Source organism: Caulobacter segnis (assembly GCF_003243465.1).
GTDB lineage: Bacteria > Pseudomonadota > Alphaproteobacteria > Caulobacterales > Caulobacteraceae > Caulobacter > Caulobacter segnis_A.
The window spans coordinates 1-10,149 of record NZ_QFQZ01000116.1 but is presented as its reverse complement, the minus strand read 5'-3'; the positions used below and the strand labels follow the sequence as shown (position 1 = coordinate 10,149).

General features: G+C 68.4%; 8 protein-coding genes. 6 read left to right on the top strand and 2 right to left on the bottom strand.

Annotated elements, in window-relative coordinates; genetic code table 11:
- Positions 1–469 precede the first annotated feature (469 nt).
- Positions 470–2,608, top strand: a complete 2,139-nt coding sequence (locus DI526_RS22050) for a DEAD/DEAH box helicase (RefSeq protein WP_304282762.1) — start codon at positions 470–472, stop codon at positions 2,606–2,608.
- Between the two features lie 125 nt (positions 2,609–2,733).
- On the opposite strand, the gene DI526_RS22045 is transcribed toward DI526_RS22050, so the two are convergent.
- Positions 2,734–3,915 (bottom strand): NAD(P)/FAD-dependent oxidoreductase, encoded by a 1,182-nt coding sequence (locus DI526_RS22045; protein WP_304282759.1) that lies wholly within the window; start codon positions 3,913–3,915, stop codon positions 2,734–2,736.
- 129 nt (positions 3,916–4,044) lie between these two features.
- On the opposite strand from DI526_RS22045, the gene DI526_RS22040 reads away from it, so the two are divergent.
- Both DI526_RS22040 and DI526_RS22035 read left to right on the top strand, forming a co-directional pair.
- A complete protein-coding gene (locus tag DI526_RS22040) occupies positions 4,045–5,349 on the top strand; it encodes an Hsp70 family protein (protein ID WP_304282756.1) in 1,305 nt (434 codons plus the stop codon).
- A 100-nt stretch (positions 5,350–5,449) separates the two neighbouring features.
- On the top strand, positions 5,450–7,045 hold the full coding sequence (locus tag DI526_RS22035) for an ice nucleation protein (protein ID WP_304282753.1): 1,596 nt from the start codon (positions 5,450–5,452) through the stop codon (positions 7,043–7,045).
- On the opposite strand, the gene DI526_RS22030 is transcribed toward DI526_RS22035, so the two are convergent.
- Positions 7,046–7,945, bottom strand: coding sequence for a LysR family transcriptional regulator (locus DI526_RS22030; protein ID WP_304282750.1), 900 nt, complete (start codon positions 7,943–7,945; stop codon positions 7,046–7,048).
- Positions 7,946–8,073: 128 nt separating this feature from the next.
- On the opposite strand from DI526_RS22030, the gene DI526_RS22025 reads away from it, so the two are divergent.
- From DI526_RS22025 to DI526_RS22015, 3 genes are all read left to right on the top strand, one after another.
- Positions 8,074–8,778 (top strand): pirin family protein, encoded by a 705-nt coding sequence (locus DI526_RS22025; RefSeq protein WP_304282747.1) that lies wholly within the window; start codon positions 8,074–8,076, stop codon positions 8,776–8,778.
- Between the two features lie 84 nt (positions 8,779–8,862).
- Positions 8,863–9,462, top strand: a complete 600-nt coding sequence (gene wrbA / locus DI526_RS22020) for an NAD(P)H:quinone oxidoreductase (RefSeq protein WP_304282744.1) — start codon at positions 8,863–8,865, stop codon at positions 9,460–9,462.
- A gap of 118 nt (positions 9,463–9,580) precedes the next feature.
- Positions 9,581–10,003 (top strand): hypothetical protein, encoded by a 423-nt coding sequence (locus DI526_RS22015; RefSeq protein ID WP_304282742.1) that lies wholly within the window; start codon positions 9,581–9,583, stop codon positions 10,001–10,003.
- Positions 10,004–10,149 lie beyond the last annotated feature (146 nt).

Sequence of the window (10,149 nt, the reverse complement as noted above, 5' to 3'; positions counted from 1 at the left end):
GCGTGTAAAAGTGAGAAGCCGTTGAATTCGTTCGGTTCGATTCCGGATACGCGGATCATGGAGCGCCGCGAACGCTCGTAAAAATCTTCCCCCTAGCGGGGGAGGTGTCGGCTCGAAGAGACGACGGAGGGGGAAGAGGCGGGGCTAGCAGCACTTCCCCCTCCGTCCGCTGCGCGGACACCTCCCCCGCGAGGGGGAGGATTAGGGGTCACGCCCCTCCGTGGTCAGGTGGGGGCCCGCGGCGGTGGCCATGCGCCTCGGCTCTTGCTTTTTGCACCGCAACAAGCGCATAAGGCCGCTCATCGAGCCCCCTTCGTGTCGCTTCGGCGGCGGAACGGGGCTATTTTTGTTGGAATTCGACCAAGAAGCGGTCCGAGGGAAGCGTTGAAGGCTTCAAAGGGGCCCGATTTGGTCATGGCGCGAGCCGCGCGTGTTTGTGTGCGCGGTCGCAGACGTGAACTGGACCCATATGCCCTTCCCCGCCTCCCACCCCGCTCTTGAGCGGGCTCTCGCCGCTCAGGGTTACGCCGAGCCCACCCCCGTCCAGGCCGCCGTGCTGGCCGCCGACGCCGCCGACCGCGACCTCTTGGTCAGCGCCCAGACGGGCTCTGGCAAGACCGTCGCCTTCGGCCTCGCGGCCGCTCCCACCCTGCTGGGCGAGGCCGAGACCTTCGGCCAGGCCGCCGAGCCGCTGGCCCTGGTCATCGCCCCGACCCGCGAACTGGCCATGCAGGTCAATCGCGAGCTGGGCTGGCTCTATGCGGAAGCCAAGGCCGCGGTGATCAATTGCGTGGGCGGCATGGACGCCCGCCGCGAGCAGCGCGCGCTGAACTACGGCGCCCACATCGTCGTCGGCACGCCGGGCCGCCTGCGCGACCACATCGAGCGCGGGCACCTGGACCTTTCCAAGCTGAAGGTCGCCGTCCTCGACGAGGCCGACGAGATGCTGGACATGGGCTTCCGCGAAGACCTCGAGTTCATCCTCGACGCCGCCCCGCCCGAGCGCCGGACCCTGCTGTTCTCGGCCACCCTGGCCCGCGACATCGTCGAGCTGGCCAAGCGCTATCAGAATGACGCCGTCCGCATCGACACCATCGGCCGCAACGAGCCACACCGCGACATCGAATACCGCGCCGTGCGCGTGGCGCCCAACGAGGTCGAGCACGCCGTCGTCAACCTGCTGCGCTTCTTCGAAGCCCCCGGCGCCCTGGTGTTCGCCAACACCCGCGAGAGCGTCCGCTCGCTTCACGCCAAGCTGCGCGAGCGCGGCTTCGCGGTTGTCGGCCTGTCGGGCGAGCTTTCCCAACGCGAACGCGCCGACGCCCTGCAGGCCCTGCGCGACGGCCACGCCCGCGTCTGCGTCGCCACCGACGTCGCCGCGCGCGGCCTTGACCTGCCGGACCTGGGCCTGGTGATCCACGCCGAACTGCCGATCAACAAGGCCACCCTGCTGCACCGCTCGGGCCGGACGGGCCGCGCGGGCAAGAAGGGCGTCAGCGCCCTGGTCGTCCCCTACACCCGCCGCCGCAAGGCCGAGCAGCTCTTGTACGCGGCCGGCGTCGACGCCGACTGGGGCGGCGCGCCCAGCGCCGACTCGATCCGCGAGAAGGACCAGGAGCGCCTGCTTGAGGACCCGATCTTCTCGGAAGTCTCGACCGAAGAGGATATCGCCCTGGCCGAGGCCATGCTGGCCAAGCGCACGCCGGTCGAGATCGCCGCGGCCCTGATCCGCACGCGCCGCGCCAAGCTGCCATCGCCGGAAGACATCTATGACGATCCGCGCCACGGCGCCGATCCCGGTCCGCGCCTGCGCACGGGCGAACCCGGCGAGCGTCCGGAGCGCGAACCGCGCGTCAGCATGGAAGGCTCGGAGTGGTTCCGGATCAGCGTCGGCCGTCGCGGCAACGCCGATCCCAAGTGGCTGATCCCGATGATCTGCCGCCTGGGCCACATCACCAAGAAGGACATCGGCGCGATCCGGATCTTCGACTACGACACCAAGTTCGAGATCTCGGCCGAGGCGGCGACGAAGTTCGGCGCGGCCGTGCAGTCGACCGTGCGCGAAGACGTCTCGATCACCCCGACCACGGCGCCGGCCCCGCGTGGCGAGCGTCCGCCGCGCAACTACGAGCCGCGCGATCCGAACGCGCCCCCGCGTGAATTCAAGCCCCGTCCGCCGCGCGGCGAAGGCGAGGAGCGTCCCCAGCGCCCTCCCTTCAAGAAGCGCTTCGAGGACGGCGACCGTCCGCAACGGGAGTTCACGCCGCGTCCGCCGCGTGAAGATCGCCCCTACTCGCCGACTGAACAGGCCGACCGTCCCAAGCGCGCCTTCAAGCCGCGCCATGACGAGCGTCCGCAAGACGACCGGCCGCAGCGGGACTTCAAGCCCCGCGCGCCACGCGCCGAAGGCGATGCGCCGAAGAAGCCGTTCAAGAAGCGCTTCGAGGACAACGCCGCCGGTCCGAAGCCCTACGCCAAGCCCTATGCCGGCAAGCGCGACGGCGACGGTCCCGCCAAGCCGTTCAAGGGGCCCAAGCCTTTCAAGGCCAAGAGCTTCGACGCCAAGCCGGGCGGCAAGCCGGCGGGTAAGCCGTTCAAGAAGAAGTAGTTAGCTATCGGGTTCTCCTCCCCTTTTTGGGGGAGGTTGCCCAGAGGGCCGGAAGGGGCAGCTCGGCTAAGGCCGAGTAGCCCCCTTAGTCGCTCTGCGACAGCTCCCCCAACGGGGGAGCAGATTCACGCCGCCTGTCCCGCGCTCCAGCCCGAGCTCCAAGCCCACTGGAAGTTATACCCGCCCAGCCAGCCGGTGACGTCGACCACCTCGCCGATGAAATAGAGCCCCGGCACGGCCTTGGCCTCCAGGGTGCGGGAATCCAGAGCGTCGGTGTCGACGCCGCCCAGGGTCACTTCGGCCGTGCGATAGCCTTCCGAGCCGACCGGCTTGAAGGTCCAGGCGTTGACCGCGCCGGCCACCTGGCCAAGCACCTTGTCCGAACAGTCGGCGATATTGCCCTTCCCGCCCGCCTCTTCGTCGGCGATCACCTGGGCCACGCGCTTGGGCAGCAAGGTCGACAGCACGGTCGCCACCGCCTGGCGCGGTGTGGCCGTGCGCGCCGTCTTCAGCGCGGCCAGGGCGTCGACGCCCGGCGCCATGTCGACCCGGATCTCGTCGCCCTCGCGCCAATAGGACGAGATCTGAAGGATCGAGGGCCCGGACAGGCCCCGGTGGGTGAACAGCATCCCCTCTTGGAACCTGGTCTTGCCGTGGGCGACCACGGCGTCCAGCGACACGCCCGACAGCGGCGTCAAGCGCGCCAGCATGCCGGGCTCGAAGGTCAGGGGCACGAGCGCCGGCCGCGTCTCGACGATCCCCAGGCCGAACTGCCTGGCGATGTCATAGCCCAGGCCCGTGGCGCCCATCTTCGGAATCGACTTGCCGCCGCTGGCGACGACCAGCGACTGGCAGCGAACCTTGCCGGACGACAGCGCCACCTCGAAGCCGCCTTCGACCTTGGCGACGCCCTGCACGCTGGTCTCCAGCCGCAAGACGACACCGGCCGCCTGCATCTCGGCCAGCAGCATGGTGATGATCTGCTTGGCCGAGCCGTCGCAGAAAAGCTGGCCGAGCGTCTTCTCGTGATAGGCGATGCCGTGGCGCTCGACGAGGGCGATGAAATCGCGGGGCCGATAGCGGCGCAGGGCCGACAGGGCGAACTTCGGGTTGGCCGACAGGAAATTGTGGATCGAGGCGCCGGTGTTGGTGAAGTTGCAGCGCCCGCCGCCGCTGATGCGGATCTTCTCGCCCGGCGCCTTGGCGTGGTCGATGACCAGGACCGAGCGGCCGCGCTTGCCCGCCTCGATGGCGCACATCATGCCGGCCGCTCCCGCGCCGATCACCAGGACATCGAAATTTTCCAAGGTTCGCCCGTTGCTTGCTCGCGCCTCTTCGAGCCGACGCCCGGCCTTTAGTCAACCGCCCGGCCTTGACGCCGCGCTGGAAGGCGCTACGACGCACGGCCCTTCCGCCCCGAACCGATCGAGCCTCCCATGACGGCCGCGACAGCGCCGACCATCGGCGTCGACTTTGGCACCACCAACACCGTCGTCTCGATGACGCACGGCGATGACAAGTCGCGCCTCATCCGCTTCGCGATCGACAACCGCGATCTGTTCGCCTTTCGCTCGGCGCTCAGCTTCCATAGCGTCCAGGGCGAGCGCGTGGTCGAGGCCGGACCCTGGGCGATCGAGGCCTACCTAGAGGAGCCGCTGGAGACGCGGTTCATCCAGTCGTTCAAGACCTTCGCCGCCTCGGCCGCCTTCACCGAGACGCGGATCCTGGACAAGCGCTACCAGTTCGAGGACCTGCTGGCGGCGTTCCTGCTGCGGCTGCGCGAGCACGCGGGCGCCCAGATGGACGACCTGCCGCCCAGGATCATCGTCGGACGGCCCGTGACCTTCGCGGGCGGGTCGCCGAACGAAAGCCTGGCCCTGACCCGCTACGAGGCGGCCTTCCAGCGGCTGGGATTCACCGACATCCGCTACGCCTATGAGCCGGTCGGCGCGGCCTTCTTCTTCGCCCGCCAACTGAAGCAGGACGCCACCGTGCTGGTCGCCGACTTCGGCGGCGGCACCTCGGACTTCTCGCTGGTCCGGTTCGAGCGCGCGACGGACGGAACCCTGCGCTCCACGCCGCGGTCGCGCTCGGGCGTGGGCCTGGCCGGCGACGCCTTCGACTACCGGATCATCGACCAGCTAGTGTCGCCCGAGCTGGGCAAGGGGTCGGACTATCGGTCGTTCTCCAACCGGCTGCCGATCCCGCAACGCTACTACGCCGCCTTCGCCCGCTGGGACCAGCTGGCCCTGCTGCGCGCCTCGAAGGACATGCGCGACATCCGGGCCCTGGAACGCACCGCCGTCGAGCCCGACAAGATCGCCGCCCTGATCGAGGTGCTGGACGGCAATTACGGCTACGCGCTCTATCGCTCGGTTTCGGCGCTCAAGGAGGCGCTGTCCAGCCAGGAGGCGGCGACGTTCCACTTCGAAGCCGGGTCCGTCCGCATCGAAAAGACCGTCGCGCGCAGCGACTTTGAAGGCTGGATCGCCCCCGAGCTCGCCGCCATCGAAGCCGCCGTCGCCGAGGCGCTCGAGCGGGCGGGCCTGTCGGAGGCCGGCGTGGACCGCGTCTTCCTGACCGGCGGCAGCTCGTTCGTGCCGGCTGTGCGCCAGATCTTCCTGCGCCGCTTCGGCGCGGCGAAGATCGAGACCGGGGGCGAGTTCGAGTCCATCGCCTCGGGCCTGGCCCTGATCGGACGGGAACGGGATCTGGATCTCTGGACCATGCGAGCCGGCTGACGCGCGCGGGGCCCGGCCGGATGGTCGCATGGTCGCCAGCGGCCATTTCACCTAAGCTTGGCAAGAACGATTCGCGTCGCGACCTTGGAGAGCGGATCCAGTGCCGATTTCGTACCTGTCCGCGTCGCAGATCGCGGCCCTGTCGGCGACGACCGTCCAGGGGCTGGCGGCGACGAAGCTGAACGATCTGGTCAGCACCCAAGTGGCGGTGCTGTCGACGACGACGCTGTCGGGACTGTCGGCCACCCAGGTCTCCGCCCTGTCCAAGACCGCGGTCAAGGGCCTGGCGACGACGCAAATCCCCGCCTTCGCGCCGAACCTGATCTTCGACGCCGCGCAGTTGGCCGCGTTCAGCGGCGCCCAGCTGAACGCCCTGACCTCGACCCAGCTGGCCAAGCTCGACTCCAGTCGGATGGAGGCGCTCAGCGCCACCCAGATCGGCGCGCTGGACACCACGCACTTCATCGCCCTGGACGCCACCCAGATCGGCGCGCTGGATCCGACCCAGCTGAAGAACCTGACCACGGCCCAGATCCAGGCGATGACCGTCGGCGACCTGGGCGAGCTGTGGCCCGACCAGATCCAGGCCCTGGCCGGCTCGCAGATCGCGGCCCTGCCGACCACGCTGGTGCCCGCCATCAACACCACCCAGCTGGCGGCTCTGACCGTCACCCAGCTGCAGAGCCTGACCGCGTCGCAGGTCGGCGCCCTGTCGACCACCCAAATCGCCGAGCTCGACACCGACCTCGCCGCCTTCTCGGCGACGCAGATGGCCGGACTGTCGCGCACCCAGACCAGCAGCCTCTCCAACACCCAGGTCGCGGCCCTGGACGCAACGCAACTGGCGGCGCTCAGCCCGGACAGCTTCAGCGGCCTGTCGGCGACCCAGGTGGGCGGCCTGAAGACCACGCAGCTCTCCAACCTGACGACGACCCAGATCTCGAGCCTGGACGCGACCGACTTCGCCAAGCTGACGGCGACCCAGGTCGCCAGCTTCAGCGCGACGCAGATGGCCGCGCTCTCGGCGAGCAACATCAGCGCCCTCAGCGCCAGCCAGATCGCCGGCTTGACCTCGACCCAGCTCGGCGCGCTGGCCGCCACCCAGCTCAGCGGCCTGACCACGACGGACTTCGCCGAACTGTCCAGCACCCAAGTGCTGAGCCTGGCCTCGACGCAGATCAGCGGGCTGTCGACGACCAACCTCAGAAGCCTGGACGCCACGGTGGTCCAGGCCCTGACGAACACCCAGATCGCCGGCCTGACGGCCACCCAGATCAGCGGCCTGACCGCCGGCGACATGGCCGAGTTCACCGCCACCCAGACCGCGGCCCTGTCGCCGGCGCAGCTGGGCGCCGTTCCGGTCTCGAACCTGGCGACACTGTCGTCCACCCAGATGACCAGCCTCACGCCGACGGCGCTGAGAGGCTTGTCGGCCTACCAGATGCGCAGCCTGTCTCAGACCGCGTTCGCGATGCTGAGCGCCACCCAGGTCCAGGGGTTCACGGCGACCCAGATCGGATCGCTGTCGACCACGGTAATCGCCGGGCTGACGACCACCCAGATCGGCTACCTGACGCCGGCCCAGATCCCCGGGCTGTCGATCAACCAGCTGGACTGGCTGTCGACGACCAATCTCGAGGCCATGACGCCCGTGCAGCTGGCGGCCCTGACGCCCGCCCAGGTCGACAGCCTCTAGCTAGCGCGAAGCGCCGAGGGTCTTGGCGAGATAGGCCGCCAGCACCTCGACGCGGGCCGGCCGCGGTCCGCCGGGCGGCATGACCAGATGCAGCGCGATCGGCGAACCGCGCCACTCGGTCAGCACCTCTTCCAGGCGACCATCGGCCACGGCCGGCCCGACGATGAAGTCGGGCAGCATGGCCGCGCCCGAGCCCGCCAGCAGGGCCGGCAACAGCACGTCGCCATTGTTGGCGCGGATCACGGACCGCGGCCGCACAGCCGCCTCCTCGCTGCCCTTCTGGAAGCGCCAGGTCTCCGGCGCGGACTGGTGGCCATAGGTCAGGCCGCGATGCTGGGCGAGATCGGCGGGATGGTGCGGACGGCCGTGCTGGTCCCAGTAGGCGGGCGAGGCCACGAGGTGCCGCTTGACCGCCCGCAGCCGGCGCGCCACCAGCGAGCTGTCGGGCAGGTCGGCCACGCGCAGCGCCAGGTCGAACCCCATGCCCACGAGATCGATCGTCGCGTCCGACAGGTTCAGGTCGATCGAGACCTCGGGATACATGTCCAGGAAGGCCGGCAGCACAGGCCCCAACGTCGTGATCCCCAGGGACATCGGCACGGCCATGCGCACCAGGCCCCGCGGCGCGGAAGACTGGCTGGAGGCCTCGTCCTCGGCCGCCTGCGCCTCGGCCAGGACGCGCGTGGCGCGCTCGACCAGGGACTGGCCCGCGTCGGTCAGGGCCAGGCGCCGCGAGGTACGGTTGAACAGGCGCGCGCCCAGGCGCGTCTCCAGGCGGGTGACGGCCTTGGAGACCGTGGCCTTGGACATGGCCAGCTCGTCGGCGGCGGCGGCGAACGAGCGCAGCTCCACCACCTTGGCGAACACGGCGAGGCCCTCGAGATCGGGGAGCTTGGACATGTCGATAGCTTAGTTTTGGAAACCATGTGTTTCAACAGTTTCCATTTCGGATCCAGCCAGATCCCCTATCTTCTCCTCAACACGACGCGCCGGACCGGCGCCTCGCAAGGGACAGAAAGGTTAGAGCCATGATCGACCGTAAACCGTTCGAAAAGCTTGGCGGCGCCGACCACGGTTGGCTCAAGGCCAAGCACCACTTCTCGTTCGCCAGCTACTACGATCCCCGTAACATGAACTGGGGTTCGTTGCGGGTCTGGAACGATGACGAGATCGCCCCCAACACCGGCTTCCCGCCGCATCCGCACAGCGACATGGAGATCATCACCTATGTCCGCGACGGCGCGATCACCCACCAGGACAGCCTGGGCAACAAGGGCCGCACCGTGGCTGGCGACGTCCAGGTGATGAGCGCGGGCACGGGCATCCGTCACTCCGAGTACAACCTCGAGCCGGAAACGACCCGGATCTTCCAGATCTGGATCGAGCCCAAGACATTCGGCGCCGCGCCGTCGTGGGGCGCCAAGCCGTTCCCGAAGGGCGACCGCTCGGGCAAGTTCGTGACCCTGGCCTCGGGCTTCGCCGACGACGCCGACGCCCTGCCGATCCGCACGGACGCCCGCGTCCTGGGCGCGACGCTGAAGGCGGGTGAGAGCACCACCTACGCCCTGGGCAAGGACCGTAGCGGTTATCTGGTCCCGGCCGTCGGGACCGTCGAAGTCAACGGCGTCAAGCTGAACGCCCGCGACGGCGCCGGAATCAAGGACGAGGACGCGATCACCGTCACCGCCCTCGAAGACGCCGAACTGGTCCTGGTCGACGCCGCCCTGGACTAGATTTTCCTTCAAGAAACGGACGCGAGGAAACCTTAGCCTCGCGTCCGACTTTCCTCCCCTAACCCACGCTCAAAGGAGGCCGTGATGGCCAAGGTTCTCGTTCTCTACTACTCGTCTTACGGCCACATCGAGACGATGGCCAAGGCCGTCGCCGAAGGCGCTCGCGAAGCCGGCGCCCAGGTCGACATCAAGCGCGTCCCGGAAACCGCGCCGCTGGAAGTCGCCCAGAAGGCTCACTTCAAGCTCGACCAGGAAGCCCCGGTCGCCACGGTCGAGGACCTGGCCAACTACGACGCCGTCATTGTCGGCACCGGCACGCGCTTTGGCCGGATGAGCTCGCAAATGGCCTCGTTCTTCGACCAGGCCGGCGGCCTGTGGGCTCGCGGCGCCCTGCACGGCAAGGTCGGCGGCGCCTTCACCTCGACGGCGACCCAGCACGGCGGCCAGGAAACCACCCTGTTCTCGATCATCACCAACCTGCTGCACTTCGGCATGGTGATCGTGGGCATGGACTACGGCCACGCCGGCCAGATGACCCTGGACGAAGTCACCGGCGGCAGCCCCTACGGGGCCACGACGATCGCCGGCGGCGACGGCTCGCGTCAGCCCAGCGAGAACGAGCTGGTCGGCGCCCGTTACCAAGGCCGCAAGATCGCCGAAACCGCCATCAAGCTGCACGGCTAATCCCTCCCCCTAGCCGTCAGCGGCCGTCCGCACCCCTCCCCCTTAGGCGGACGGCCTAGCAACCGCCCCGAGGCTCCCTCCCGCCTCGGGGCGGTTTTGCGTTTGGAGCCAGGCAACGATGTTGCTTGCGATCGCGCTACACGGTCGGTTGTATGGGGCGATGCAAAAGCTGAGCTTCTTTTGGTTTCTGCTAGAGCAGGCCAGCCTCCATGGAGCAGGAGCTTTAAGCGCAGCCACGACCTTGCTGGTCTTTCTGCTTCCAGAGCGACGTAAGGCCTCCCGCCTGTGCTTGCTCCCCGCCTTATGGCTTTTTCCGCTGCCACTTGGCGCCATCTTCTACGAGGGAGGCATGAAGACGGCGGGCTGGATCGGCTACGTCAGCGTCTTGATCCTGGTGGCGTACATTGTCGTGACGGGGTGGAGCGTTTTCACGCTGGAGGGCCGCAGAGGCTTCGCCATCGTATGCGCTCTGCTCAACGCGCCCTTCATTCTCTTGAGTTCGCTCGTTCTGGGACTGGCAAGTGGCGGCACGTGGCTCTGAAGCCTGGCGCTAAGACCTCAGACCGGCGCTGTCCTCGCTCGCACCACAGCCACCAGCCAGCCGCCGCCCCTGATCTTCCCCCGAAAAAGTGGACGGGGTTAAGCCGCTCTGCGTTCCATCTCGGCGGGGCTGATATAGCCCAGAGC

What these genes read in the sequence shown, in the direction of transcription:
- DI526_RS22040 (WP_304282756.1), top strand. Translation starts at nt 4,045, where the DNA reads ATGACGGCCGCGACAGCGCCGACCATCGGCGTCGACTTTGGCACCACC.
- DI526_RS22025 (WP_304282747.1), top strand. Translation starts at nt 8,074, where the DNA reads ATGATCGACCGTAAACCGTTCGAAAAGCTTGGCGGCGCCGACCACGGT.
- DI526_RS22015 (WP_304282742.1), top strand. Translation starts at nt 9,581, where the DNA reads ATGTTGCTTGCGATCGCGCTACACGGTCGGTTGTATGGGGCGATGCAA.
- wrbA (WP_304282744.1), top strand. Translation starts at nt 8,863, where the DNA reads ATGGCCAAGGTTCTCGTTCTCTACTACTCGTCTTACGGCCACATCGAG.
- DI526_RS22030 (WP_304282750.1), bottom strand. Translation starts at nt 7,945, where the DNA reads ATGTCCAAGCTCCCCGATCTCGAGGGCCTCGCCGTGTTCGCCAAGGTG.
- DI526_RS22050 (WP_304282762.1), top strand. Translation starts at nt 470, where the DNA reads ATGCCCTTCCCCGCCTCCCACCCCGCTCTTGAGCGGGCTCTCGCCGCT.